This window comes from Klebsiella sp. 28 (genome assembly GCF_018223905.1).
GTDB classification, from domain to species: Bacteria; Pseudomonadota; Gammaproteobacteria; order Enterobacterales; family Enterobacteriaceae; genus Klebsiella; species Klebsiella pneumoniae.
This window is the reverse complement of record NZ_JAGRQY010000060.1, coordinates 1-26,982: the sequence shown is the minus strand read 5'-3', so window position 1 is coordinate 26,982 and position 26,982 is coordinate 1. Positions and strand designations below refer to the sequence as shown.

The window sequence follows — 26,982 nt, the reverse complement described above, 5'->3', positions numbered from 1 at the left end:
ATGGCCCCGGATAGGCTTCCGCTTCCTGAATCGCTTTTACCGTCTGGTTCAGCTGCGCGCCCAGCGAAATTTGCGCCACATAAACATGCCCGTACATCATCATGCTGACGCCCAGATCTTTACGCGCCTTGCGTTTGCCATGCTCGCCAAACTTAGTCACTGCTCCCAGCGGGGTGGCTTTTGACGCCTGCCCGCCGGTGTTGGAGTAACACTGGGTGTCCAGCACCAGAATATTGACGTTTTCCGTCAGGCTCAGTACATGGTCCAGGCCGCCGAAGCCGATATCGTAAGCCCAGCCGTCGCCGCCGATCAGCCAGACGGATTTCTCCACCAGCGCGTCGGCATCGGTCAGCAGCTCTTCAGCTCCCGCCACGCCGGCCAGCGCCTGACGCAGGGCTGCCACCTGTTCGCGGCGAACTTCCGGCGTCGCCTCGGCGTGCAGCGCCGCGTTCAGCTCTGCCGGCAGCTTGTCGGCGAATTCGCTCAGCAGGCGCAACACGCGCTGGCGATGCTGGTCGACGGTCAAGCGGAAGCCGAGCCCGAATTCGGCGTTATCCTCAAACAGCGAGTTGGCCCACGCCGGGCCGCGGCCGTTGGCGTCGGTAGTGTACGGTGTCGAGGGCAGGTTGCCGCCGTAAATGGAGGAGCAGCCGGTGGCGTTGGCAATCAGCATTCGGTCGCCGTACAGCTGGGTCAGCAGTTTGATATACGGCGTTTCGCCACAGCCCGAGCAGGCGCCGGAGTATTCAAACAGCGGGCTGATCAGCTGCGAGGTGCGAATATCAATGCGCTCAAGTTTGCTGCGGTCGATTTCCGGCAGGTTGAGGAAGTACTCGTAATTGACCTTCTCCTCTTCCACATGCTCCAGGCGGGACATCATATTGATGGCCTTGATCTCCGGGTTCTGGCGGTCTTTTGCCGGGCACACTTCGACGCACAGGTTGCAGCCGGTGCAGTCTTCCGGGGCGACCTGCAGAACGTATTTCTGCCCGCGCATATCGCGGGATTTCACATCCAGCGAATGCAGGCTGGCAGGGGCGTTCTCCATCTCTTCCGGGGCGACCACTTTGGCGCGGATCGCCGAGTGCGGGCAGGCGGCGACGCAGTGGTTGCACTGAGTACACAGCGCTTCCTTCCAGATGGGGATCTCTTCGGCGATGTTGCGTTTCTCCCAGCGGGTGGTGCCCATGGGCCAGGTGCCGTCCGGCGGCAGGGCAGAGACCGGCAGCGCATCGCCGAGCCCGGCCAGCATCGCGGCGGTGACCGTTTTGACGAAATCCGGCGCGGCGTCGGAGACCACCGGCGGGCGGTTCGGACTGCTGGCGTTCACCGGCTGGAGCGGTACTTCCGCCAGTGATTCACGGGCCAGGGCCAGCGCCTGCCAGTTGCGCTCCACCAGCTCCTGACCTTTACTGCTGTAGCTTTTGGCGATGGCTGCCTGCAGTTCCGCCAGCGCGCTATCACCCGGCAGGATCTGGGTTAAATGGAAAAAGGCCATCTGCATCACGGTATTAATGCGCGCCCCGAGGCTGCATTCGCGGGCGATCTTTGCCGCGTTGACCACGTAAAAACGCGCTTTTTTCTGATTCAGGGTGGCCTGGACTTCCTGGGGCAGGCGGGACCAGACCTCATCGGCGCTGTACGGCGTGTTGAGCAGGAAAATGCCGCCGGGCTTCAGCCGCTCGGCCATCTGGTATTTATCGATAAACTGCAGCTGGTGGCAGCCGACGAAATCAGCCTGCGAAATCAGATACGATGAACGAATCGGTTTTTCGCTGACCCGCAGATGCGAGACGGTGAGGCCGCCCGCTTTCTTCGAGTCATAGACAAAATAGCCCTGGGAGAACCATGGGGTCGAGTTGCCGATGATTTTGATGTTGTTTTTGGTGGCTGATACGCTGCCGTCGCTGCCGAGGCCGTAGAACAGGGCCTCGAGCTTGGCCTCTGCCGGCAGGGTATTTTCGCCCAACGGCAGCGACAGGTTGGTCACGTCATCATAGATCCCGACGGTAAAGCGCGGCTTCGGCTGGGCGGCCTGCAGTTCACTGAATATCGCCAGCACGCATTCCGGACCAAACTCCTTGGAGGAGAGACCGTAGCGGCCGCCGATAGTGCGCGGTAGCGTCTCGCGCTCGCCGCGGTTAAAGGCTTCCGCCAGGGCGGTCATCACGTCGAGGTAAAGCGGTTCGGCAAGCGCGCCGGGTTCTTTGGTGCGATCCAGTACGGCAACCGCGCGGGCGCTCTCCGGCAGTGCCGCCAGCAGGTGGGCGGCGGAGAACGGGCGATAGAGGCGGACTTTTAGCACGCCGACTTTCTCGCCGCGACTCAGCAACTCATCGACCACCTCTTCGCAGGTGCCGATGGCCGAGCCCATAATGACGATCACGCGCTCTGCCTGCGGGTGGCCGTAAAACTCAAACGGTTTGTACTGACGGCCGGTGGCGGCAGCGAAGTCGTCCATCGCTTTCTCGACATGGTCATACACCGCGTCGTACCACGGATTGGTAGCTTCCCGGGACTGGAAGTAAGTGTCGGGGTTGGCCGAGGTTCCGCGGATCACCGGGTGTTCCGGGTTGAGCGCGCGCTGGCGATGCTCAGCGATCTTATCCTGCGGCAGCAGGGCGCGAATAGTGTCATCCGCCAGCGGGGCGATTTTGTTGATTTCGTGCGAAGTACGGAAACCATCAAAGAAATGAATAAACGGCACCCGGCTTTGCAGGGTGGCGATATGCGAGATTAGCGCGAAATCCTGCGCTTCCTGAACGCTGCTGGCGCACAGCATGGCGCACCCGGTCTGGCGGACGGCCATGACATCGGAATGGTCGCCGAAGATCGACAACGCATGGGTAGCTACAGTGCGGGCGGCGACGTGCAGCACAAACGGCATCAGCTGGCCGGCCAGTTTGTACAGCGTGGGGATCATCAGCAGCAGGCCCTGCGATGAGGTAAAGGAGGTGGAGAGGGCGCCGGTCTGCAGCGCGCCATGTACGGCGCCAATGGCGCCCGCCTCCGACTGCATTTCGACCACGCGGGGAACATCGCCCCAGACGTTTTTCAGCCCATTGCCGGCCCAGGCGTCAGCCTGTTCCGCCATCGTTGAACTGGGCGTGATCGGGTAGATGGCGATAACTTCACTGGTGCGAAACGCGACGGAAGCGACCGCGCCATTACCATCAATCGTAATCATATGAAGACACCCTTACATTGCGCAAAAGAATGGACGCGTGAAACCGCGACGCGCCCTGTAATTATATAAGGGGTAGTTTAGCAAACCGCTGACCCCGCCATTTTTGCATTTGTGTCCTCAATGCGCCGGGTACCCGTGACCAGATCAATATTTTGCGTGGTTCGCGGAGAAAATGGCTGCATGTCGGGAGAGGAACCACCTGCGCCGGGCGACATGGCCGAGGCAGATCAAGCTTTAGGCGAAAATTTGCTAGGAAATGTTAATGAGGCGCATAAATACGTACTTCCCCTCTCGACGCCGCCCGCCACGCTGCCTATTATTCTGGGGTTTGCTTTTTTAAGACGTTTCCGAGGGGAGAGAGAATGCGAGCTGCGATGTTAGTAGGATGTGCGGCGCTGTTGCTGTCCGCGTGCAGTAGTGAACCCGTTCAGCAGGCCACGGCGGCGCACGTCACGCCGGGAATGCGGGCGGCGATGAGCGACGCCGGTCAGGCCAACTGCGCCATGATAGGCGGCTCGTTATCGGTGGCTCGTCAGCTCGATGGTTCGGCGATTGGCATGTGCGCGCTGCCGAACGGCAAACGCTGCAGCGAGCAGGCGCTGGCGGGCGGCAGCTGCGGCTACTAACAGCGGCCCCGTCGCGGGGCAGCGTCAGCGGCACATCAACGCCGGCTAGTGCATCAGGTCGGCGAGCTTATAGACCAGCGTCTGGTCGGCGGTCGCCAGCGTCAACTGGTTTTCCGTCAGATCGACCTGCGCACCCTCGCGCAGCATCTTGCCGATCGTCGCATCCAGGGTATTGAGCTGGGCGTCGTGGCACAGCATCCGGGTCATCGCCAGCGATTTGACCTTCAGCTCGCCGTCCGACACTTTACCTTCCCCGCTAAAGCCGTTGCACATATTGCCGGATACATACATCTTGCCCGTAATAGCCATCTTCTCACCGAAGCTTAGCTCCAGCGGCCGGTCGCTGGCGTTGACCGCCTGGCCGTTGACGCTGGTCAGCACGAAACGATGATGCTGCAGCTGTTCCGCACCGGTGGACACCTTACTGTTATAGACACAGCCGGACAGCAGCATACCTGCCGCCAGAAGCGCCGCAAATTTGTTCATTTTCACTCCAAAACATTCACATAAATAATAAAACCAAGCCAGTGTAACGGTATCGCAGCGGGGATCTGTGGGGATTATCTGAATGTGCTCCCCCCGGGAGAGGAGCACAAAAGGGAAAGGCATTAGACGATGGCGTTCGGACAGGTTTCGCCGTTGGCGACCTGCTGCAGGTTACCCAGAGTGGTCTCCGAAATGCTGATCAGCGCCTCGGCGGTGAGGAACGCCTGGTGGCCGGTAAACAGCACGTTATGGCAGGCGGAGAGGCGGCGGAAGACATCGTCCTGGATCACGTCGTTGGATTTGTCTTCAAAGAACAGATCGCGTTCGTTCTCATAAACGTCCAGCCCCAGCGCGCCAATTTTCTGGTGCTTCAGGGCGTCGATGGCCGCCTGAGAGTCGATCAGGGCGCCGCGGCTGGTGTTGATCACCATCACCCCGTCTTTCATCTGATCGAAGGCTTCGCGATTGAGCAGGTGGTAGTTTTCGTCGGTCAGCGGACAGTGCAGGGAGATCACGTCCGATTCCTTGTACAGCGTGGCGAGGTCAACATATTCCACCCCCAGCTCCAGCGCGGCGGCGCTTGGGTACGGGTCGAACGCCAGCAGGCGCATGCCGAAGCCTTTGAGGATCCGCAACATCGCTACGCCAATTTTCCCGGTGCCGATCACCCCGGCGGTTTTGCCGTACATGGTGAAGCCGGTGAGGCCTTCGAGGGAGAAATTGGCATCGCGGGTACGCTGGTAAGCGCGGTGGATGCGGCGGTTGAGCGACATCATCATACCGATCGCATGCTCAGCGACCGCTTCCGGAGAGTAAGCTGGAACGCGCACGACGCGCAGGCCAAGCTCCTTTGCCGCCTCAAGGTCGACGTTGTTAAACCCGGCGCAGCGCAGGGCGATATATTTCACCCCGTGGGCCTTCAGCTCTTCCAGCACCGGGCGGCTGCCGTCGTCATTGACGAAGATACATACCGCTTCGCAACCGTTGGCGGTTTTGGCAGTCTTCGCTGTCAGCAGGAAATCGAAGAATTCCAGTTCAAAGCCGTATGCATCATTAACGTGCTGCAGGTACTTTTTATCGTACTGCTTCGTACTATAAACCGCGATTTTCATAAGACTTTTCTCCAGTGATTATACCGTCACGGTAGCATATTTAAAATAATCGTACAATTATTAAAAAATAGTTTAATGAGAGGGTGCTAATCCTAATTCTAGAGCATATCGCGGACTTGCGGAATCTCTTTGAAAGACAAAGTTTTTTCACCACAAACTGAGGCTGAAAGCGCCGGGGGCGAGCAGCAGAAGCGGCCACAGCAGACCGGAGCTGACGTTAGCCAGCTGAAACGACCACAGCGGCAGACTGCTGGCGCCGCTAACGAAGGGCAGCGTAGCCCTCAGGGGAGAGAGAAAGCGGCTGAAAAAGATAGCCCACGGGCCATAGCGCTGAAAGAAGAGGCGGCTGCGGGCCAGACGCTCGGCGGTCAGCCAGCGTAGATGGGTGAGGCGATGACGGTAGCGAATGCCCAGCCGCCACGATAGCCAGAATCCGCCGATGGCGCCGAGGCTGGCGCTGGACCACATTAACAGGAAATGTCCGAGGCTGGCGGAAGCGAATGTCCCCAGCAGCAGCAGGCCGGAGGTGCCGGGGATTGCCAGCGAGACCAATGCGCAGGATTTAGTGAAGGTAAGCAGAAAAACAATCAGCAATACCCATGGATAGTGGTCCTGTGCGCTCTCTATGAGCGAGATAATTAACGACACCGCCTCTCCCGCAAGCTATTCCCGTCTGGCTGGAGTGTGGCAGGGGCGACTTAAACAACAGTTAAATGATAATGGCCGAACGTCGCGCCGCGAGTCCGGCTGGCAACTATGCTTTAACAGGCCGTAAACTTTCACTCACTGGTCGAACGTGTCACAATGGACGCCTTTCGGCTTTTACTTATGTTGAATCAGGATATTAACTGCCCATGAAGGGTAAATATAAAGCCGCCATCGCGCTGGTGTTAGTTCTGGTGTTATTGCCGCTAACCCTGCTGTTGACGCTAACCCACTGGGTGCCGACGCTGGCGGGCATCTGGCTGCCCGTGGGCACGCGTATCTCTTTGCAGGAGAGCCCGCGCCTGACGCGGTCGGCCCTGCTGATCCCCGATCTGCGTTATCTGGTGGGCGACTGTGAAATCGCCCGGGTGACCGATGCCCGTCTCTCGCGTCCCAGCCGCTGGCGGCTGCATATTGGCCAGCTGGAGATCAACAGCGCCTGCCTGAGCAAACTGCCGGCCAGCGATCCCGCTCCCGGTTCACCGCGCACGCTTGCCGAATGGCAATCGATGTTGCCCTATAGCTGGTTAACCATTGACAATCTGCGGCTCTCGCCGTGGGAGAAATGGCAGGGGCGGCTGGTAATGTCATTAACGCCTGCGCAGCAGGATATCGGCTTTGCCGGGAAGGAACTGAGTCTGCAGGCGCGCCTGCGCGGCCAGGCGCTCACCGTCAGCCAGTTCAGCGCCCGGCTGACTGACGATCAGCCGCCGGTGAAGCTGGTGGGGACCTTCCATCTGCCGCTGGTGCCGGATGGTCTGCCGGTCGACGGCCAGATGCAGGGCACCTTCGAATTCCCGCAGACTGCGGAATGGATCGATGCTGAGCTCGAGTGGCAGCACAATCGCGGCCAGCTGCTGGTCACCCCGCGGGGTGAGGTAGAGCCTATTCTGGACCTGCCGTGGGAGATCACCCCGGAGCGGATCACCATCAGCGACGGCCGTTGGCGCACCCGTTACGAGGCGTATCCGCTGCGCGGGCGGGTGGCGCTGTCGGTGGGTAACTGGCAGCAGGGCACCGAACAGATGATCGTCAGCGGTCGCCTGAATGTTCTCACCGAGGGGCATGCCGGGAAGGGCAATGCGGTACTGAATATTGGTCCGGGCAAACTGAGCATGGATAACAGCGATCTGCCGCTGCGGCTCACCGGTGAGGCCAAGCTGGGGGAGATGATACTATACGCGGCGCTGCCGGCTCAGCTCAGCGGGCCGCTGATCAGCCCGCAGCTGGCTTTTCACCCCGGTGCGTTGCTGCGCTCGCGCGGGCGGGTGATCGACGCGCTGAATATTGACGAAATCCGCTGGCCGCTGGCCGGGGTTAAGGTCACTCAGCAGGGCGTCGATGGCCGCCTGCAGGCGATCCTTCGCGCCCATGAGCAGCAGATGGGCGACTTTACGCTGCATCTGGACGGTCAGGCGAGCGATTTTCTGCCCGACAGCGGCCGCTGGCAGTGGCGCTACTGGGGCGAGGGACATTTTACCCCGATGCAGGCGCGCTGGGATGTGAAGGGCAGCGGGGAGTGGCGCGACAATGCTATTACCCTGAGCAGCCTTTCCACCGGCTTCGATAAGCTTGAGTACGGCACAATGCGGGTCAGCACCCCGCGTCTAACCCTCGAGCAGCCGATCCGCTGGCTGCGCGATGCTGAGCATCCGCGGTTGACCGGTGCGCTGTCGCTGGACGCCGCCAAAACCACCTTCTCCGGCGGCAGCTATCTCCCGGCCTCAACGCTGAAATTCGCTCTCGACGGTCGGGACCCGACGTGGTTCCAGTTCACCGGCGCCCTGCATGCCGAGGCTATCGGTCCGGTGCGTCTGTCCGGGCGCTGGGATGGCGAACGGCTGCGCGGCCAGGCGTGGTGGCCAAAACAGTCGCTAACGGTGTTCCAGCCGCTGGTGCCGCCGGACTGGAAGATGAACCTGCGCGAAGGCAGTCTCTACGCGCAGGTGGCCTTCTCGGCGGCAGCCGGGCAGGGATTTGAGGCGGGCGGCCATGGCGTCCTGAAGGGCGGCAGCGCCTGGATGCCGGATAACCAGATCAACGGCGTCGATTTCGTCCTGCCGTTCCGCTTCAGCGACGGTCACTGGCAGCTGGGCATCCGCCGCCCGGTCTCCCTGCGCATTGGCGAAATCGTCAACCAGGTCACCGCGCGTAATCTGACGGCGGACCTGCAGGGTACCTGGCCGTGGAGCGAGGCCAATCCGCTGCAGCTCAGCGACGTCAGCGTCGATCTGTTAGGCGGGAAACTGACGCTGCTGCAGCTGCGTATGCCGCAGCGCGACCCGGCGTTGATCCGCCTGCAGCATATCTCCAGCAGCGAACTGACCAGCGCCGTCAAGGTGAAACAGTTCGCCATGTCCGGCGCGGTGAGCGGCGCGCTGCCGCTGTGGCTGGAGAATAATCAATGGATCATCCACGACGGCTGGCTGCGCAATGACGGACCGATGACCCTGCGGCTGGATAAAGACACCGCCGATGCGCTGGTGGCGGATAACGTCTCCGCCGGGGCGGCGATTAACTGGCTGCGCTATATGGAAATCTCCCGCTCGTGGACGCAGATTAACCTCGATAATCTGGGCGTGTTGACGCTTAAGGCCAGCATCAACGGCACCAGCCGGGTGGAAGGGAAAAGCAGTACCGTGCATTTAAACTACGCTCATGAAGAGAATATTTTCGACCTGTGGCGCAGTTTGCGCTTCGGCGACAATTTACAGGCGTGGCTCGAGCAGAATGCTACGCTGCCCGTACGGCGCTGTGCGGACGGTAAGACATGTAAGGAACCTAAATGAAGAAGCTGTTACTGGCCATGGTGGCGTCGATGCTGCTCGCCGGCTGTACGCCGCGCATCGAAATCGCGGCGTCGAAAGAGCCCATCACCATCAATATGAATGTCAAAATTGAGCATGAGATCCATATCAAGGTCGATAAGGATGTGGAAAACCTGCTCAAATCCCGCAGCGATTTGTTCTGAGGCGACGATGAGAAAACGACTGTTAACCGCGGCGCTGACGCTGGCTTTACTCAGCGCGCCCGCGCTGGCGTTGACCCTGAGCGAAGCGCGCCAGCAGGGACGAGTGGGGGAGACGCTGAACGGCTATCTCGCGCCGCTGCGTCAGGATAAAGAGACGCTGGCGCTGGTAAAGCAGATTAACGCCGCGCGCAGCGAAAGCTACCAGCAGCTGGCGGATGACAACAATCTGCCGGTGGATGAAGTGGCGAAAATGGCCGGGCAGAAGCTGGTGGCCCGCGCGCAGCCCGGGGAGTACGTCCAGGGATTGAACGGCCAGTGGCTGCGCAAATAATTAGCGACAGCGCTTGCGGTATTCCCCCGGGGTGACGCCAAAGCGCTGCTTAAAGGCGGTGGAGAAATGGCTGTGGTCGCTGAAGCCCCAGCGGTAGCCGATCCCCGCCAGCTTTTCATCGTCATGGACGTTCTGTAACGCCTGGGCACACAGATCCAACCGCCGGTTCTTAATATACTGCGCCACCACCAGCCCCTGATCGGCAAACAGCCGGTACAGGCTGCGTACCGACATGCCCGTCTCGCTGGCCAGCCACTCCGGACGCAGATGCTCCGACTGAATGGACGCATCGATTAACGCAATAATCTTCTGAAACTGCTTTTCCCGCCGGGAAGGGGCAGGATCGCGCTGATGCAGCACCGGGCGCAACAGGCAGGCGATCGCCTCCAGCGCGGCTTCGCTCTCGCTGGCGGAGAGCGTCGTGCCGCCCATGCTTTCCAGCAGCAGTCGCTGGCTGAGCTGGACCATTGGCAGAGATTTGTCCAGCCGGCAGGCGGTAGTGATGTCCCCTGTGGGCGCCACCCGCTGGCGCGGCAGCAGCAGCGAGGCCTGACGCGAGGTCTGCTGCCAGACGATGGAGCATGGGCGGGCGGCGTCGATTAACGTGATATCGCCTGCCGCCAGCGTCACCTGGCGATCGTCCTGTTCGATGATGGCTTCGCCGGCGAGCTGAAACACGGTATAGAACCAGGCGTCGTTATCGCGTTTTATCTCATTGCGCGTGCGGTAGAGATTGACGCCGGCGGCGGTGACGGTACTGACCTTGAGGCTGCCGGCGTAGCGGGCGTCAATCTCGCCGTGGAAACTCTCCTTCAGCGGTCGGGCGGCGAAATGGCCGCAGACCTGATTGATCGTCGCCAGCCAGCGCTGATATGCCAGCCCCCCCTCTGCCGTGGTCATCATTCGCCCTTCTCCTGTAATAACAATGTTTCCGCATTGTTGCATTTGTGTCGCCTCAGGCAAGGGCGCGATGGCGGGTATATGAAAGAACTATTACCCGCGGCACATTTCTGCGAGGGCAGACGACGGAATTGCGGCGACTGTCACAGCGGCGCAAACGAATGTCACAGAGAAAAAAGCGCCAACCGCCAACCAGACATAGACTGAAAGCACTATCCGCGATGAATAAGGAAAGGGTATGTCCACCTCACAGATAGCGCTGCTTGCCAGCGTCCAGCAGTTTTTAGACCGTCAGCATGGCCTGTATATCGACGGCGCCCCCTGCGCCGCGCAGAGCGAAAACCGGTTAACCGTCTGGGATCCGGCCACCGGGCAGGCGATTGCCACCACCGCCGACGCCAGCCCGGCGGATGTCGACCGGGCGGTGATGTCCGCCTGGCGCGCTTTTGTCGATCGCCGCTGGGCCGGGCGCACCCCGGCTGACCGTGAACGCATCCTGCTGCGTTTTGCCGATCTGGTGGAGCAGCACGGCGAAGAGCTGGCGCAACTGGAAACCCTCGAGCAGGGGAAATCCATTGCCATCTCCCGCGCCTTTGAGGTCGGCTGCACCCTGAACTGGATGCGCTACACCGCGGGGCTGACCACCAAGATCAGCGGCCGGACGCTGGACGTTTCGATCCCGTTCCCCCAAGGGGCGCGTTACCAGGCGTGGACCAAAAAAGAGCCGGTCGGGGTGGTGGCGGGCATCGTCCCGTGGAATTTCCCGCTGATGATCGGCATGTGGAAGGTCATGCCGGCCCTGGCGGCGGGCTGTTCGATCGTCATCAAGCCCTCGGAAACCACCCCGCTGACCCTGCTGCGGGTGGCGGCGCTGGCGACCCAGGCGGGCATTCCTGACGGGGTGTTCAACGTGGTCACCGGCAGCGGCGCCGGCTGCGGCGCGGCGCTGACCGCCCATCCGCAGGTGGCGAAGGTCAGCTTTACCGGCTCGACGGCGACCGGGAAACAGATTGCCCGCGTGGCTGCCGACCGCCTGACCCGCGTGACGCTGGAGCTGGGTGGCAAGAATCCGGCGATTGTGCTCAAAGACGCCGACCCCCAGTGGGTTATTGAGGGGCTGATGACCGGAAGCTTCCTCAATCAGGGGCAGGTCTGCGCCGCCAGCTCGCGGATCTACATCGAAGCGCCGCTGTTTGACACCCTGGTCAGCGGCTTCGAGCAGGCGGTGAAATCGCTGCAGGTGGGGCCGGGGATGCAGGAGACGGCGCAGATCAACCCGGTGGTCTCCCGGGCCCACTGCGACAAGGTGGCGGCCTACCTCGAAGAGGCTCGCCAGCAGAAGGCAGAGCTCATCAGCGGCAGCGCCGGACCAGATGCGGGAGGGTACTATATTCCGCCAACGCTGGTGGTAAACCCCGACGCCGGACTGCGTCTCAGCCGTGAGGAGGTTTTTGGCCCGGTGGTGAACCTGGTGCGAGTGGCCGATGGCGAGGAGGCGCTGCGCCTGGCCAACGACAGCGATTTTGGTCTGACCGCCAGCGTCTGGACCCGCGATCTGACCCAGGCCCTGAACTACACCGACCGTCTGCAGGCGGGAACGGTATGGGTCAACAGCCATACCCTGATTGACGCCAACCTGCCTTTCGGCGGCATGAAGCAGTCTGGTACCGGCCGCGATTTCGGCCCTGACTGGCTCGACGGCTGGTGCGAAACCAAATCCGTCTGCGTGCGCTACTAGCCCTCCGTCGGGGAAGGCGAAAGGCTTTTCCCGACGCGCCGCTTGCCGACCTCCGGTCTTTCTCGCTACTGTGGAGGGCAATCTTTGCCTAATCTGGGCGGTGAATCATCAGGAGGTCTTCGGCATGACAGCATTTCCTAAGGTTGCGCTAATTGGTCCCGGCGCCATCGGCACCACGATTGCCGCCGCCCTGTTTGAGAGGGGGAGGGCGCCGATGGTCTGCGGGCGTACCGCCCATTCGGCGCTGGTGCTGCGCACTGACGAGGGTGAGATCGTGGTGCCCGGCCCGGTGCACACCGACCCGATGGCGATAGCCGCCCCCTTCGACCTGGTCTTTGTCGCGGTGAAAACCACCCAGACGGAGGCCATCGCCCCCTGGCTGACGGCCCTGTGTTCCCCTGACACCGTGGTGTGCGTGCTGCAAAACGGCGTTGAGCAGCGCCAGCAGTTTGCCCCCTTGACCGGCGGCGCGACGGTGCTGCCGTCGGTGGTCTGGTTCCCGGCGCAGCGCGATGCCGATGCCTCTGTCTGGTTGCGCGCCGCGCCGCGCCTGACGCTGCCGGATCTGCCGGGGGCAGAGCGGGTGCAGCAGGCGCTGGCGGGAACCCGCTGCGCGGTGGACCTGGCGGCTGATTTTACCACCGTGGCCTGGCGCAAACTGTTGCAGAACGCGGTTGCCGGTCTGATGGTGCTGACCGGACGACGCGCCGGGATGTTCGCCCGGGAGGACATCACTGCCCTCGGGCTGGCTTATCTGCGCGAATGCCTGCAGGTGGCGCGGGCGGAAGGGGCCGCCCTGAGCGACAGCGTGCCGGAGGAGATTATCGCCGGCTTTCATCGGGCGCCTGCCGACTTAAGCACCTCTATTCTGATCGATCGCCTCAATGGCCGACCGCTGGAGTGGGATATTCGTAACGGCGTGGTGCAGCGTCGCGGGCGTCAGCACGGCATTCCGACGCCGCTCAGCGATATCATCGTGCCGCTGCTGGCGGCGGCCAGCGATGGCCCGGGCTGACCCGGGCAGGCGCGGGTGCGAGCCACTGGAAGCGGGATCTGCTATGATCCCGACTTTCGTTGTCTGGAGCCAGTCGATGTTCAACGACGCCATTGTTTATGACCGCTACGGGCCGCCGTCCGCGGTGCTAACGCTGAAACGCCTGCCGCTGGCGCCGCTGGCGGGCGGACGGGTGCGGGTCAGGATGCGCTTTGCCCCGGTGAATCCTTCGGATCTGATCCCCGTGACCGGTGCCTATCGCCATCGCACCCGACTGCCGGCCGTCGCCGGCTATGAAGGGCTTGGCGAGGTGGTCGCCGCGCCATACGGCAGCCGGCTGGCCGCGGGCCAGCGGGTGCTGCCCCTGCGCGGGGGCGGCACCTGGCAGCGGTTTATCGATCTGGATGAGACCTGGCTGGTGCCGGTGCCGCCGGCAGTTGACGATCTGCTGGCCGCCCGCGGGTATATCAATCCGCTGACGGCGATGCTGATGCTCAAGCGCTGGCCGGTTGCCGGAAAACACCTCGTGCTGACCGCGGCATCGTCCTCCTGCGCCAGTCTGCTGGGGCAGTGGGCGCTGGCGATGGGCGCCCGCTCGGTGAGCGGGATTATTCGCTCGCCGCAGCACCGGGCGCGCCTGGAACAGGCCGGGATCTATCCGATCCTCGATACCGACCGGGCGCTGATGGAGAAGGTCAGCCAGCACAGCGATCTGGTGTTTGACGCGGTGGGCGGCGAACTGGCGAATACGCTGCTGTCGGTGCTGCCCGCATCGTCGACCCTGATCTCCTATGGGCTGTTATCCGGGCGGCCGCTGACCCAGACGCGCGGTAGCTCGACGGTGCGCAAGTTTCATCTGCGGGAGGCGCTGCCGACACTCAGCGTGGTGGCGTGGCGGGCAGCGTTCGACGAAATCTGGCAGCGCCTGCCGACGACCTCCCAGCCGCCGGCCCAGCGTATAGCGTTGAACGACTGGCGGGCGGCGATTGCCGCCGCCGGCCAGCCGGGAAGAGGCGGTAAGATCCTGCTGGATTTCACCGCCGGTTAAGATTACTTTTTCTTTTCGCCCAGAGTAGGGGTTTCGTCAAAGAAGTTCCACGGCTTGAGCAGCGCGTGCGCCCACTCGGTCGGCATGATCGGCCACTCTTCGGCGCGCGCCACGTGGGTGGTGCCGGTGGTGATCCACACGACGTCATCGTGGTTAGTCAGCGACTCATCATCCTTCGCGTACTGGCCCAGGCCGGTATCGTGGGCGGAACGGTTCGGGTATTTCCCTTCCGGATATCGCTCTGTCGGGTGGTAGCGCGTCACCCACAGCTGTTTATCCATAAAGCTCAGGCGATGATATATCCACTCGTCCGGGGCGAATTTGGCACCGGTCGCCGCCGGGTGCGTGCCGCCGGCGTAAGGGATAATCTGGTATGAGACCGGGTTGCCCATGCGGTTCTCTTTGCTGGTGTTGCTCAGCAGGCGGATAGTGCCCGGGTCGAATTTCTGCGCCGCTTTTTGCTCGCTGTCAATCGTGTACTGATTCACCTGCATAGTACTGGTGCGCGGGCCGCCGGCGGTGTTGGGCTTCACTTCCGGGTCCATCGCCACCAGGGTGTTGTTCTCGCCGTCCACATCGAGGTCGAGGCGGAAGTTATAGATGTGCTGGTGAGTGGTGCCGACAATATTATGGTCGATCAGCGTTCCGTAGCGGGTATCCTCTTTGGCGCTGGGGTCATGCATGGTCTTCGCCAGCACGCCTTTCACCGCTTCAATGCCGGTGGCGCCGGCATCGATACCGATGGTGCCGTTGTCGTGGAACACCCAGTCAAAGATATAGTCGTAGTTGCCGACGGTGCTGATCCAGCGCACCACCAGCTCCCGGCGCTCGGTACTGACGTTGGGTTTGCCCATCTCCAGGTGCTTATACTCAGGCCCGGCATAGCGTTCGAATATGGCCACCGCGCCTGGAATAGTGGTTGGTTTGCCTGTGTAATCGGCGATAGTTTCGTCCAGCAGTACCGCATTTGACGGCGCATCTTTACCGCGAACAATCGGCGACGTCAGGGTGCCCATGCCGTAATCGCCGGAGTCGAGGTAGGCTTTGAAATACCAGCCGACGTCCGGGTCGCCGTAGGGGACGATCATCCCGCCGAGGGAACCTTCATACATCACCTGGCGTTTTGTGCCGTTATCGTTGTAAGTCACCGTTGACAGAATTGGTCCGACGCGCGAGTTCAGGCGTAGATGAAAATCCCAGTTCTGCCAGTGAATGGTATCGCCGGTAATGGTGTAGTTTTTGCCTTCCGGTTCGGTTATCTCCAGCGGTTTCACCGCCGGGGCGTTGCGGTCGCGACCATCATAAGGACGGGGCTCCATTGGGACCGGGATCACCGGACCTTCTTCGATTTTGATGATTTTCTTCGCTTCAAGGTCGACCACCGCCACCAGGTTTTCAATCGGGTGCGCCCAGTAGTTGCCGTCGCCGGTATCCAGATAACTGACCACCTTCAGCAGACGCGCATCCTGCTGCAGGCCATCTTTGCCATCAAAAAAGCCAACGGTGAGCGGGGTGGTGACCACTTTGCCAGGATCGGTAATACCGTGCTTTTTCAGCACCTCAGCGAATTCGCTGCTGGTATTGATGATGTTCTGCACGCTGACAAAATCATCGAGCAGCACCATCCCGTGGGCGCCTTTGATCGGCGTCCAGGAAAGGATTTTTTTGTTTTGCAGATCGACCACGGCTTCAATGACGTGTTTGCCATCGAGCATCACCACATCGGCAGTGCGGGGAGCATCGACCGGCGTTCCCTGCAGGGCAAAGGCCCATACCGCCGCCTTGTCCGGCTCGTGTAAGGAAATCTCAGTAAAGCGGGTATTCGGCTGAAACTCCGGCGCGGCTTTGACAATGGTCACCGCTTCACTGATTTCCGCCGCCGAGAGCGAGTTTAACGGGTGCGGGCGCTTTTCCACCTGGAAGGTCTGATCGAGACCGGACTGGAACACATCGTTGATAAAGGTATCGGAAACCCAGGCTTTACCTTCCTTCATTACCACAGGCACCGGTAGGTCAAGGGATTTACCGTTGACGATCGCCGTTTTGGCGCCGGGCTTTACTTTGACGTAAGCGCCGTCTTTTATCAGGGTGAACATTTGCGCGTAGTCATCCCACTGCACATCGGCGCCGAATTCCTGCAGCGTTTTATCCAGCGGTACCATGTGGGCTTCGCTACCGTGAGCGAAGACCGGTGATTGCCAGGCGCAAACCACCGCCACGGCCAGCGCCAGCGCGGTTTTACGAGGAGAAAATTTCAAGCCGTTTGCCATTGTGACCTCATCTTATTGTTGTGTTGTCTCTTGCCGCTGCGAATGTCGGCTTTGTCATCCTTAAGCTACCAGCCAGCGGCGCCGGGGCGTTTGTTTGCTTTTGCCAGCTTGTTTGTCAGTTTTGCCAGACGGGCGTAAAAAATGCCTCCGCAGAGGCATTGAGAACGTGCGCCGATTTTTTTGCCGGGTGGCGGCTGACGCCTTACCCGGCCTACGGTCCGTGCGGCCTGCCGGTAATTTATTCACCATTCTTGCTGGCCCGAGCCCGGGGGTACAGGGGGCAGCGGCGACTGGCCGCCCCCTGTGCGCTCCCTGCGCTATGCCAGGCATAACGCAGACGATTAACCGGGAGCGCAATGTGCGCTGAAGCCACGGATAACATAAAGGACTTCCCGGGGCGAAACCGTTGCAAACCGATTGCAGTATCAATGGCTAAAGGGTCGGCCAACAGAGCGCCAGCGGTCTATTTTTCGCTATCACGCCGGGAAATCTCCCTGTTGACGCGCCACCAGGGTCAGAATGGAATACAGCGCCACCGCCTGCTGGTGCTGGTTGAAAATCTCCACCGCCCATTCCACCACGCCGGTGGCTTTCTCATCGGCGCTGCGCTGACGTTTGACCGTTTTACGCTTACAGGTCAGGCGAACCTGAATGGTGTCGCCCGGTTTGACGGGTTCAATAAAGCGCAGGTTTTCCATCCCGTAGTTGGCGATAACCGGCCCGACGCCGGCATCGACGAACAGCCCGGCCGCGGCGGAGATCAGGAAATAGCCGTGGACCACCCGCTCGCCAAAAATCGACTCGGCGGCGGCGATTTTGTCCATGTGCGCGTAGAAATGATCGCCGCTCAGGCAGGCGAAGTTAACGATATCCGCTTCGGTCAGGGTTCGGCGTGGGGTTAATAAGCTGTCGCCAGGCTGAATCTCTTCGAAATATTTGCGGAACGGGTGAATACGGTCTTCGTTCACCTGGGCGCCGCGCACCCACTGTTGACCGATGGTCGCCAGCATCGTTGGGCTGCCCTGGACCGCGGTACGCTGCATATAGTGTTTCACCGAACGCAGCCCGCCAAGCTCTTCTCCGCCGCCAGCGCGGCCGGGGCCGCCGTGCACCAGCTGCGGCAGCGGCGAACCGTGGCCGGTTGACTCGACCGAGGACGCCTCGTTCAGTATCTGAATACGGCCATGGGCGCGGGCGGCGCCGAGGATAAACTCGCGCGCCAGCTCGCCGCTGGCGGTGACCAGCGTCCCCGCCAGACTGCCGCCGCCGGCGCGCGCCAGCGTCAGCGCATGCTGGCGGTCACGATACGGCATCAGCGTCGCCACCGGACCAAAAGCTTCAATGGCGTGAACCGCCGGCGTTTCATCCGGCTGTGAGCAGTACAACAGGGTCGGCGGGAAAAATGCGCCGGCCGCGCTGAGATCCGCCTCTCCACCGAGCAGTACTTCGCAGCCAGCGGCTATCAGCTTATTGACGCTCTCCTGTACGTCCTGACGCTGTTCGCTATTAACCAGGGCCCCCATCTTAACGCCCTCCTGCGCAGGGTCACCGACGGTTACTTTATGCAGGCGGGAGATCAGTGCATCGCTAACCGCATTAATCTGAGCCAGTGGCACAATGATTCTGCGGATAGCGGTACATTTTTGCCCGGCTTTCGCCGTCATCTCGCGGACCACTTCCCGAATAAACAGCGCGAATTCCGATTGCTCCGGAGTGACGTCTTCGCCTAACACGCAGCAGTTGAGTGAATCTGCTTCCATGGTAAAGGGAATGGATTTGGCTACCAGGTTAGGGTGCGCCCGTAGCTGCTGGCCGGTGGCGGCTGACCCGGTAAAGGTCACCACGTCCTGGCTATCGAGGTGGTCGAGCAGATCGCCCGCGCCGCCGCAAATCAGGCTGATGGCGCCCTCCGGCACCAGGCCGCTGTCGACAATCGCTTTCACCATTGCCTGGGTGAGCTGGGCGGTAGCGGTGGCCGGTTTAATGATCGCCGGCATACCGGCAAGCCACGTGGGCGCCAGTTTTTCCAGCATTCCCCAGCAGGGGAAGTTGAAGGCGTTGATATGGACGGCGACGCCTGATTTCGAGGTTAGCACATGACGCGCGGCAAAACCGCCCTGTTTGGAGAGCGGGATGAGCTCGTCTTCCGGCCACAGGATATCGTCCGGTAATTCTCGACTACCGAGCCCGGCATAGGTGAAAAGGGTACCGATACCGCCTTCAATATCCACCCAACTGTCGGCGCGAGTGGCGCCGGTTTGCGCGGAGATGGCGTAGAACTGGTCTTTCTGCTCCAGCAGGTGTTTCGCCACCGCTTTCAGCATCGCGCTGCGTTCAATAAAGGTCATCGTCTGCAGGGCTTTGCCACCGCGCTCAATCGCGAAGCGGCGCGCCTGCGCCATATCCAGGCCTTCACTGGTCACCTCCCAAAGCGCCGCGCCGGTGATGGCGTGATGGATAGTACGGGCGCGGCCCCGGCCGGTCTGCCAGGCGCCGGATAAGTAGCTGGCTAACTGCTGCATCGCAAATCTCCAAATGTGTTACGTGTGATATCTATAAATAGTTCTTTTATGAATCATAAAATGCAAGCCCGTATTTAATAAATTATTAACATTGTGATCGCGATGGCGTTACGCATTATGCTTAACTTACTGTATTTATTGTGGTTTAAAAAAGATTTTGCGGAGATTATCACAAAAAGAGCAAACAAAATTTGTGGTTTTATTTAACCAATATGTAACCTTCAATAAACAAAGTGATTCACATAAATGTTTTTGTTGTGAATATAAGAATCATAAAGGTGATGACGTGACAGAAGAACAACGCTTTGACCAGCGCATCGCGCAGGAAACGGCCATCGAACCGCAGGACTGGATGCCGGATGCCTACCGTAAGACCTTGATTCGGCAGATAGGCCAGCACGCGCACTCGGAGATCGTCGGCATGCTGCCGGAAGGCAACTGGATCACCCGCGCGCCGACGCTGCGCCGCAAAGCGATCCTGTTGGCTAAGGTACAGGATGAGGCTGGACACGGGCTGTATCTCTATAGCGCCGCGGAAACCCTTGGCTGCGCCCGGGAAGACCTGTATCAGAAGATGCTCGACGGGCAGATGAAATACTCCTCCATTTTTAACTACCCGACCCTCAGCTGGGCGGATATCGGCGTGATCGGCTGGCTGGTCGATGGCGCGGCCATCGTCAACCAGGTGGCGCTGTGCCGGACCTCCTACGGCCCCTATGCCCGGGCGATGGTCAAAATCTGCAAAGAAGAGAGCTTTCACCAGCGTCAGGGTTTTGAAGCCTGCATGGCGCTGGCGCAGGGCAATGACGCGCAGCGGCAGATGCTGCAGGACGCCATTAACCGCTTCTGGTGGCCGGCGCTGATGATGTTTGGCCCTAACGATGACAACTCGCCGAACAGCGCCCGCAGCATGGCGTGGAAAATCAAACTGCACTCCAACGACGAGCTACGTCAGCGCTTCGTCGACAATACCGTGCCGCAGGTAGAGATCCTCGGTATGACCGTCCCGGACCCGGATTTGCAGTTTGATGAAGCCAGCGGCCACTACCGCTTCGGCGAAATCGACTGGCAGGAATTTAACGAGGTGATTAGCGGCCGTGGCATTTGCAATCACGAGCGGTTGGCCGCCAAGCGTAAGGCCTGGGAAGAGGGCGAATGGGTGCGCGAAGCCGCGCTGGCCCATGCGCAAAAACAGCAGGCCCGCAGCGCGGCATGAGGAGAGACAACATGAGCAAAGTTTATTGGCCGTTATATGAAGTGTTCGTTCGCAGCAAACAGGGGTTATCCCATCGTCACGTCGGCAGTCTGCACGCTGCCGATGATCAAATGGCGCTGGAGAATGCCCGTGATGCCTACACCCGCCGCAGCGAAGGCTGCTCAATTTGGGTGGTGAAGGCCAGCGAAATCGTTGCTTCGCAGCCGGAAGATCGCGGCGAATTCTTCGACCCGGCGGAAAGCAAAGTCTACCGTCATCCGACTTTCTATACCGTGCCGGACGGCATGGAACATATGTGAGGCGGCGATGAATAACCCTAACCCCGTAGCCACCTACGCCCTGCGGCTTGGCGACAATGGTCTGGTTCTGGCCCAGCGTTTAGGCGCCTGGTGCGGACATGCTCCCGAGCTCGAGATCGATCTTGCGCTGGCCAATATCGGCCTCGACCTGCTCGGCCAGGCGCGCAATTTTTTAAGCTATGCCGCCGAGCTTAACGGTTGCGGCGACGAAGATACGCTGGCTTTTGGCCGCGATGAGCGCCAGTACAGCAACCTGCTGCTGGTGGAGCAGCCAAACGGCAATTTTGCCGACACTATCGCCCGCCAGTTCTTTATCGACGTCTGGCATGTCGCTCTGTTCAGCCGGCTGGTGAACAGCCGCGACGCGCAGCTGGCGGCCATTGCCGCTAAAGGGCTGAAAGAGGTGCGTTACCACCAGCGCTTTAGCCGCGGCTGGCTGGAGCGTCTGGGTAACGGCACCGAATTATCAAATCGCAAAATGCAGCAGGCGGTCGACAATCTGTGGCGCTTCACCGGCGAACTGTTCCTGGCTGATGAAGTGGAGCTCAGCCTGGTTGAGCAGGGCATTGCGGTTGATCCGCGTGAACTGCAGGCCGAATGGCAAAGCGCGGTACACACGGCGCTTCTCGACTCCGGCTTACAGATCCCGCAGGAAGCGGCCTTCCGCAGCGGCGGCAAACAGGGACTGCACAGTGAACATCTCGGCCCGCTGCTGGCGGAGATGCAGTATCTGCAGCGTTCGCATCCCGGACTGCAGTGGTAAGTGAGGTGACTATGCAATGTCTTGCCGATATCGCTCCTGCAGAGGTTCGCACCATCTGGGGATTATTAAGCGCGATCCCGGATCCGGAAGTGCCAGTACTCACCATCACCGACCTTGGTATGGTGCGCAGCGTCGCGCGCCATGGCGACGGCTGGGTGATTGGCTTTACCCCGACCTATTCGGGCTGTCCGGCGACGGAGCATCTGCTGGGGGAGATCCGCACGGTCATGAGCGAGCATGGCTTTCAGCCGGTACATATCGTCCTGCAGCTGGATCCGCCGTGGACCACCGACTGGATGAGTCAGGATGCCCGCGAGCGCCTGCGCCAGTACGGCATCAGCCCGCCCCAGGGGCACGCCTGCCATGCGGATATGCCCGCTGAGGTGAGCTGTCCGCGCTGCGGCAGCACCCATACCTCGCTGATTAGCGAATTCGGTTCCACGGCCTGCAAAGCGCTCTATCGCTGCGACAGCTGCCGGGAACCTTTTGATTACTTTAAATGTATTTGAGGTTGCCATGACGACGTTCTATTCGCTTAAGGTGGCGAGAGTCGAGCCGGAAACCCGCGATGCGGTGACCATCACTTTTGCGATCCCGCAAGCCCTGCAGGCGGAATACTGTTTTCGCCCGGGCCAGCATCTGACGCTAAAAGCCCGTCTGGGCGGCGAAGAACTGCGCCGCTGTTACTCCATTTGTCACAGCCGCACGCCAGGCGAAATTAGCGTCGCGGTCAAAGCCATCGACGGCGGACGCTTCTCGCGCTACGCCCAGCACGATATCCAGCAGGGTATGGAGCTGGAGGTGATGGTGCCGCAGGGGCATTTCGGTTATCAACCGCAGGCCGAACGGCAGGGAGAATATCTGGCGATTGCCGCCGGCTCCGGGATCACGCCGATGATGGCGATCATTAGCGCAACGCTGGCGACCGAGCCGCAAAGCCGCTTTACGCTGATCTACGGCAACCGCAGCAGCCATAGCATGATGTTCCGCCAGGCGCTGGCCGATTTAAAAGACCGCTATCCGCAGCGCCTGCAGGTGATCCACCTGTTTAGCCAGGAGTCGATGGACAGCGATCTGCTACAGGGGCGCATTGACGGCGACAAACTGCGCCAGCTCGCTGATCATCTGCTGGATTTCAGCCGTTTCGACGAGGCCTTTATCTGCGGGCCGGCGGCGATGATGGACGAGGCGGAAGCGACGTTACGTGAACTTGGCGTAGCGGAGAAATCGATTCATCTCGAACGCTTTAATACCCCAGGCGGCAATGTGAAGCGGGCCGCTGGAGTGCAGGCGGAAGGGCGCACGGTGACCATCCGCCAGGACGGGCGCGATCGGCTTATCGCCCTCAGCGCCGAAGACGACAGCATCCTGGATGCCGCATTGCGTCAGGGCGCCGATCTGCCGTTCGCCTGTAAGGGCGGGGTATGCGCCACCTGTAAATGCAAAGTGCTGCGCGGTGAAGTGGCGATGGCCGCCAATTACAGCCTGGAAGCGGATGAGCTGGCGGCGGGCTACGTGCTGAGCTGCCAGTCGCTGCCGACCAGCGGCGATGTGGTGGTCGACTTTGACGCGCGGGGGATGGCATGAGTGACCTGCTGATCCACCGTCATGGCCGGGTGCTTCAGTTGACGCTGAACCGCCCGCAGGCCCGCAACGCGCTGAACAATGCCTTATTAACCCAGATTGCCGAGGTGCTGGAGGCCGCGGCAGTTGATGACAGCGTCGGCGTCTGCGTTATTCGCGGTAACGCGCGTTTTTTCGCCGCCGGGGCTGACCTCAATGAAATGGCGGAAAAAGATCTTCCTGCCACCCTGGATGATATTCGCCCACGGTTATGGGGGCGAATTGATGCCTTTACTAAACCGCTCATCGCCTCGGTCAACGGCTACGCCCTCGGCGCCGGCTGCGAGCTGGCCCTGCTGTGCGACCTGATTGTCGCCGGGGACAACGCCCGCTTTGGCCTGCCGGAAATTACCCTCGGCATAATGCCGGGCGCGGGCGGCACCCAGCGGCTGATCCGCAGCGTTGGCAAGGCGCTGGCCAGCCGGATGGTGCTGAGCGGCGAGAGTATTGACGCCCGCCAGGCGCAGCAGGCCGGGCTGGTCAGTGATATCCATCCGGCGGCGTTAACCGATGAGTATGCCCTGAAACTGGCAACCACCATTGCCCGCCATTCGCCGCTGGCGCTACGGGCGGCAAAACAGTCGCTGCGCCTGGCGCAGGAAGTCAGCCTGCAGGCCGGTCTACAACAGGAGCGCCAGCTGTTTAGCCTGCTGAGCGCCACCGAGGACCGCCGCGAAGGCATCGACGCCTTCTTACAAAAACGTACCCCGGAATTTAAAGGACGCTAATCGTGGAAGCTTTCATTCTCAGCGCAGTGGAACAGGGCGTCATGACCATTACCCTCAATCGCCCGGACCGCCTTAACAGTTTTAACGACCTGATGCATCACCAGCTGGCGGAATGTCTGAAGCAGGCCGAGCGCGATGATGGCGTGCGCTGCCTGCTGATCACCGGCGCCGGCCGCGGTTTTTGCGCCGGCCAGGATTTGAACGACCGCAATGTCGACCCCAGCGGCCCGCCGCCGGATCTCGGCATGTCGGTAGAACGCTTTTACAACCCGTTAGTGCGCCGTCTGGCGGCGCTGCCGAAACCGGTCATCTGCGCGGTTAACGGCGTGGCCGCCGGCGCGGGCGCTACCCTGGCGCTGGGCTGCGATATCGTGCTGGCCGCGCGTTCGGCCAAATTTGTGATGGCGTTCAGCAAGCTCGGCCTGGTGCCGGACTGCGGCGGCAGCTGGTTCCTGCCGCGGGTGGCCGGCCGTGCGCGCGCGATGGGGCTGGCGCTGCTGGGCGACAGCCTCAGCGCGGAACAGGCCGCGCAGTGGGGGATTATCTGGCAACTGGTGGACGATTCAGAACTGGCGGATACCAGTCTGCAACTGGCGCGCCATCTGGCGGCGCAACCGACGTTTGGTCTTGGGCTGATTAAAAAGGCGCTGCTGGCCTCTGAAACCAACAGTCTCGACGCGCAGCTGGACCTGGAGCGCGATTATCAGCGTCTGGCCGGGCGCAGCGATGATTACCGCGAAGGGGTCAGCGCGTTTCTGGCCAAACGGCCACCACAGTTCAGCGGGAAATAGATGATGACGACATCCTTAGCCACCGTGGCGGTGATCGGCAGCGGCACCATGGGAGCCGGCATCGCCGAAGTGGCTGCCGCCGCCGGGCATCCGGTGCGTATTTTTGATATTAACCCTAAGGCTGTAGACCTGGCGATAGAGGGTATCGCCGGGCGTCTGGCGTCACGCGTTGCGCGGGGCAAACTGGCGTCAGAGCAGGCCGACGCGCTGCTGGCGCGCCTGCATCCGGCCCACGATTTAGCCGCACTTGCCGATGCAGATTTAGTGATCGAAGCGGCCTCTGAACGGCTGGAGGTCAAAACGGCGCTGTTCGCGCAGCTGGCGGCGATCTGCGCGCCGTCAACGCTGTTGACCAGTAATACCTCGTCTATTTCGATTACCGCTATCGCCGCCGGGGTCAAAAACCCGGAGCGGGTGGCCGGACTGCACTTTTTTAATCCGGCGCCGGTGATGAAGCTGGTCGAGGTGGTGAGTGGTCTTGCGACCTCCACAGAAGTGGTGGAGCAGCTGTGCCAGTGCGTAAGCGGCTGGGGGAAACAGCCGGTGCGCTGCCGCTCAACGCCCGGTTTTATCGTTAACCGCGTAGCGCGTCCGTTCTACGCTGAGGCCTGGCGCGCGCTGGAAGAGCAGGTCGCCGCCCCGGAGGTTATCGATGCCGCTTTGCGTGACGGCGGCGGCTTCCCGATGGGACCGCTGGCGCTGACTGACCTGATTGGCCAGGACGTCAACTTCGCCGTGACCTGTTCGGTGTTTAACGCCTTCTGGCAGGACCGCCGCTACCTGCCATCGCTCCTCCAGCAAGAGCTGGCGCTGGCCGGGCGGCTAGGTAAAAAGAGCGGCCACGGCGTCTATCGCTGGCCCGCTGAGACACTGCCGGACGCGGCGCTGCCGCCGGTAATGATAGGTGCTGAATCCGTTACCGTCAGAAGTGACAACGTCACTGAATTAGACGATGTCTTGCTGCTGGAGACTGAAGGCGAGACCGCCCTGGCGCTGAGTATTAAGCATCACCGCCCGGTGGTGGTGTATGACCTGTGCGCCAGCGATACGGTGGTGCTGGCCGCAGCGGCAACCAACGCGCCTGCGGCCACTGATAAGGCCGTGCATTACTTCCAGCAGCAGGGCAAGAAAGTGCTGCGTATTGCCGATTATCCCGGCCTGCTGGTGTGGCGAACGGTGGCGATGCTGATTAACGAAGCGCTGGATGCGGTACAAAAAGGCGTCGCCAGCCCGCAGGATGTCGATACCGCGATGCGCCTTGGCGTCAACTATCCGCATGGCCCGCTGGCATGGGGAGAACGCCTTGGCTGGCGGCGGGTGCTGCAACTGCTGGAGAACCTGCAACACCATTATGGCGAGGAGCGCTATCGCCCCAGTTCCCTGCTGCGCCAGAAGGCGCTGATGGAGAAGCACCATGAGCAATGATCCGTGGCGCAACGCGCGCGTGATGTACGAAAAAGATACCTGCGCCAGAAAGATGGGGATCGAACTTATCGAAATGGACGACGGTTTTGCGCAGATGAGTATGACCGTCTCGGCGGACATGCTTAACGGCCATCAAACCTGTCACGGCGGTCAGCTATTTACGCTCGCCGATACCGCTTTCGCTTATGCCTGTAACAGCCAGGGGCTGGCGGCGGTGGCCTCGGCGGCAAGCATTGATTTTCTTCGTCCGGCGTTTGCCGGCGACCGGCTGGTCGCCACCGCCAGAGTCAAACAGCAGGGCAAGCTGACCGGCGTCTACGACATCGAAATTGTTAATCAACAGCAAAAGATTGTGGCCCTGTTCCGCGGCAAATCGCACCGCATCGGCGGCACAATCACGGGAGACGTGTAATGCGCGACGCCTTTATTTGTGACGGGATCCGTACGCCGATTGGCCGCTACGGCGGCGCGCTGGCCAGTGTGCGCGCCGACGACCTGGCGGCGATCCCGCTGCGTGAGCTCCTGAGTCGTAATCCCGGGCTCGACCCGGCAGCAATTGATGATGTGATTTTCGGCTGTGCGAATCAGGCCGGGGAAGATAACCGCAACGTGGCGCACATGGCGACGTTGTTGGCCGGTTACCCGCATACCGTGCCGGGCACCACGATTAACCGCCTGTGCGGATCGGGTCTGGATGCCATCGGCTTTGCCGCCAGGGCGATCAAAGCCGGCGATGCCGATCTGCTGATTGCCGGCGGCGTGGAATCGATGTCGCGTGCGCCTTTCGTGATGGGAAAAGCCAGCACGCCGTACCAGCGTCAGGCGGAACTCTTTGATACCACGATTGGCTGGCGTTTTGTGAACCCGCTCATGGCGCAACACTTCGGAACTGACAGCATGCCGGAAACGGCCGAGAATGTAGCTGAATTGTTAAATATCAGCCGGGCCGATCAGGACGCTTTCGCCTNNAAAGGGACGGTTAGCGACGTGCGCGAGGACGAGCATCCGCGCCCGGAAACCACGCTTGAGCAGCTGGCGAAACTGAAAGCGCCGTTCCGCCAGGGCGGCGTCATTACTGCGGGCAATGCTTCAGGCGTCAACGATGGCGCCGCGGCGCTGATCATCGCCAGCGAACAGCAGGCCGCTATCCAGGGGCTCACGCCGCGGGCGCGTATCGTGGCGATGGCGACGGCGGGTGTCGAACCGCGCCTGATGGGACTGGGGCCGGTACCGGCGGTGCGTAAAGT

Annotated in this window: 24 protein-coding genes; 17 read left to right on the top strand and 7 right to left on the bottom strand. The window is 61.1% G+C overall.

Annotated features, from left to right (window positions below; all coding sequences use genetic code 11):
- On the bottom strand, positions 1 to 3,187 hold a 3,187-nt coding region (gene nifJ, locus KHQ28_RS11200), incomplete at its 3' end, for a pyruvate:ferredoxin (flavodoxin) oxidoreductase (protein ID WP_211777604.1).
- Between the two features lie 362 nt (positions 3,188 to 3,549).
- Here nifJ and KHQ28_RS11195 point away from each other — a divergent pair.
- Positions 3,550 to 3,813, top strand: coding sequence for a DUF333 domain-containing protein (locus KHQ28_RS11195; protein ID WP_004140155.1), 264 nt, complete (start codon positions 3,550 to 3,552; stop codon positions 3,811 to 3,813).
- A gap of 45 nt (positions 3,814 to 3,858) precedes the next feature.
- Here KHQ28_RS11195 and hslJ read toward each other — a convergent pair whose 3' ends face one another.
- The 3 genes from hslJ to KHQ28_RS11180 form a co-directional block, all read right to left on the bottom strand.
- Entirely contained in the window at positions 3,859 to 4,299 is a 441-nt protein-coding gene (gene hslJ, locus KHQ28_RS11190) for a heat shock protein HslJ (protein WP_009309014.1), read from the bottom strand.
- Positions 4,300 to 4,421: 122 nt separating this feature from the next.
- On the bottom strand, positions 4,422 to 5,411 hold the full coding sequence (locus tag KHQ28_RS11185) for a 2-hydroxyacid dehydrogenase (RefSeq protein WP_002902515.1): 990 nt from the start codon (positions 5,409 to 5,411) through the stop codon (positions 4,422 to 4,424).
- 147 nt (positions 5,412 to 5,558) lie between these two features.
- Complete coding sequence (locus KHQ28_RS11180; protein ID WP_002902516.1) at positions 5,559 to 6,059, bottom strand: DedA family protein; 501 nt, start codon at positions 6,057 to 6,059, stop codon at positions 5,559 to 5,561.
- Between the two features lie 206 nt (positions 6,060 to 6,265).
- On the opposite strand from KHQ28_RS11180, the gene KHQ28_RS11175 reads away from it, so the two are divergent.
- The 3 genes from KHQ28_RS11175 to KHQ28_RS11165 are packed head-to-tail and all read left to right on the top strand — an operon-like array spanning position 6,266 to position 9,418.
- Positions 6,266 to 8,905 (top strand): YdbH family protein, encoded by a 2,640-nt coding sequence (locus KHQ28_RS11175; RefSeq protein WP_032419037.1) that lies wholly within the window; start codon positions 6,266 to 6,268, stop codon positions 8,903 to 8,905.
- Positions 8,902 to 9,087: a YnbE family lipoprotein gene (locus KHQ28_RS11170; RefSeq protein WP_004140145.1), complete on the top strand. Its 186-nt coding sequence runs from the start codon at positions 8,902 to 8,904 to the stop codon at positions 9,085 to 9,087. Before KHQ28_RS11175 ends, KHQ28_RS11170 begins: the two co-directional genes overlap by 4 nt.
- Positions 9,088 to 9,094: 7 nt before the next feature.
- Positions 9,095 to 9,418 carry a YdbL family protein gene (locus KHQ28_RS11165; protein ID WP_002902522.1) on the top strand — a complete coding sequence of 108 codons (324 nt, stop codon included), beginning with the start codon at positions 9,095 to 9,097 and terminating at the stop codon, positions 9,416 to 9,418.
- On the opposite strand, the gene feaR is transcribed toward KHQ28_RS11165, so the two are convergent.
- Positions 9,419 to 10,321 carry a transcriptional regulator FeaR gene (feaR, locus tag KHQ28_RS11160; protein WP_016947236.1) on the bottom strand — a complete coding sequence of 301 codons (903 nt, stop codon included), beginning with the start codon at positions 10,319 to 10,321 and terminating at the stop codon, positions 9,419 to 9,421. It lies immediately after the preceding gene.
- Between the two features lie 235 nt (positions 10,322 to 10,556).
- Between feaR and KHQ28_RS11155 the strand changes: the two genes are divergently transcribed.
- From KHQ28_RS11155 to KHQ28_RS11145, 3 genes are all read left to right on the top strand, one after another.
- Complete coding sequence (locus KHQ28_RS11155) at positions 10,557 to 12,056, top strand: aldehyde dehydrogenase family protein (RefSeq protein WP_032419036.1); 1,500 nt, start codon at positions 10,557 to 10,559, stop codon at positions 12,054 to 12,056.
- A gap of 124 nt (positions 12,057 to 12,180) precedes the next feature.
- Positions 12,181 to 13,071: an oxidoreductase gene (locus tag KHQ28_RS11150; protein WP_023316790.1), complete on the top strand. Its 891-nt coding sequence runs from the start codon at positions 12,181 to 12,183 to the stop codon at positions 13,069 to 13,071.
- A 43-nt stretch (positions 13,072 to 13,114) separates the two neighbouring features.
- Complete coding sequence (locus KHQ28_RS11145; protein ID WP_072198345.1) at positions 13,115 to 14,098, top strand: zinc-dependent alcohol dehydrogenase family protein; 984 nt, start codon at positions 13,115 to 13,117, stop codon at positions 14,096 to 14,098.
- A 2-nt stretch (positions 14,099 to 14,100) separates the two neighbouring features.
- Here KHQ28_RS11145 and tynA read toward each other — a convergent pair whose 3' ends face one another.
- Together tynA and paaZ are read right to left on the bottom strand one after the other, a co-directional pair.
- Entirely contained in the window at positions 14,101 to 16,368 is a 2,268-nt protein-coding gene (gene tynA, locus KHQ28_RS11140; RefSeq protein WP_002902695.1) for a primary-amine oxidase, read from the bottom strand.
- A gap of 476 nt (positions 16,369 to 16,844) precedes the next feature.
- A complete protein-coding gene (paaZ, locus tag KHQ28_RS11135; RefSeq protein ID WP_032419034.1) occupies positions 16,845 to 18,890 on the bottom strand; it encodes a phenylacetic acid degradation bifunctional protein PaaZ in 2,046 nt (681 codons plus the stop codon).
- A 286-nt stretch (positions 18,891 to 19,176) separates the two neighbouring features.
- Between paaZ and paaA the strand changes: the two genes are divergently transcribed.
- From paaA to KHQ28_RS11085, 10 genes are all read left to right on the top strand, one after another.
- On the top strand, positions 19,177 to 20,106 hold the full coding sequence (gene paaA / locus KHQ28_RS11130) for a 1,2-phenylacetyl-CoA epoxidase subunit PaaA (protein WP_004176377.1): 930 nt from the start codon (positions 19,177 to 19,179) through the stop codon (positions 20,104 to 20,106).
- A gap of 11 nt (positions 20,107 to 20,117) precedes the next feature.
- Entirely contained in the window at positions 20,118 to 20,405 is a 288-nt protein-coding gene (gene paaB, locus KHQ28_RS11125) for a 1,2-phenylacetyl-CoA epoxidase subunit PaaB (protein WP_002902768.1), read from the top strand.
- Positions 20,406 to 20,412: 7 nt separating this feature from the next.
- Entirely contained in the window at positions 20,413 to 21,168 is a 756-nt protein-coding gene (gene paaC, locus KHQ28_RS11120; protein ID WP_032419033.1) for a 1,2-phenylacetyl-CoA epoxidase subunit PaaC, read from the top strand.
- A gap of 11 nt (positions 21,169 to 21,179) precedes the next feature.
- Entirely contained in the window at positions 21,180 to 21,677 is a 498-nt protein-coding gene (paaD, locus tag KHQ28_RS11115; protein WP_029602614.1) for a 1,2-phenylacetyl-CoA epoxidase subunit PaaD, read from the top strand.
- Between the two features lie 7 nt (positions 21,678 to 21,684).
- The gene (gene paaE / locus KHQ28_RS11110) at positions 21,685 to 22,755 is read left to right on the top strand and encodes a 1,2-phenylacetyl-CoA epoxidase subunit PaaE (protein WP_002902772.1); all 1,071 of its coding nucleotides are present in this window, start codon (positions 21,685 to 21,687) and stop codon (positions 22,753 to 22,755) included.
- Positions 22,752 to 23,519 carry a 2,3-dehydroadipyl-CoA hydratase PaaF gene (paaF, locus tag KHQ28_RS11105; protein WP_032419032.1) on the top strand — a complete coding sequence of 256 codons (768 nt, stop codon included), beginning with the start codon at positions 22,752 to 22,754 and terminating at the stop codon, positions 23,517 to 23,519. Before paaE ends, paaF begins: the two co-directional genes overlap by 4 nt.
- Before the next feature lie 2 nt (positions 23,520 to 23,521).
- Positions 23,522 to 24,310 carry a 2-(1,2-epoxy-1,2-dihydrophenyl)acetyl-CoA isomerase PaaG gene (gene paaG, locus KHQ28_RS11100; protein WP_004140117.1) on the top strand — a complete coding sequence of 263 codons (789 nt, stop codon included), beginning with the start codon at positions 23,522 to 23,524 and terminating at the stop codon, positions 24,308 to 24,310.
- Positions 24,311 to 25,735 carry a 3-hydroxyacyl-CoA dehydrogenase gene (locus tag KHQ28_RS11095; protein ID WP_073546869.1) on the top strand — a complete coding sequence of 475 codons (1,425 nt, stop codon included), beginning with the start codon at positions 24,311 to 24,313 and terminating at the stop codon, positions 25,733 to 25,735.
- Positions 25,725 to 26,147, top strand: a complete 423-nt coding sequence (gene paaI / locus KHQ28_RS11090) for a hydroxyphenylacetyl-CoA thioesterase PaaI (RefSeq protein WP_002902876.1) — start codon at positions 25,725 to 25,727, stop codon at positions 26,145 to 26,147. Before KHQ28_RS11095 ends, paaI begins: the two co-directional genes overlap by 11 nt.
- Positions 26,147 to 26,982, top strand: an 836-nt coding sequence (locus KHQ28_RS11085) for a beta-ketoacyl synthase N-terminal-like domain-containing protein (protein ID WP_211777603.1), incomplete at its 3' end; no start/stop codon positions are given. The genes paaI and KHQ28_RS11085, both read left to right, overlap by 1 nt.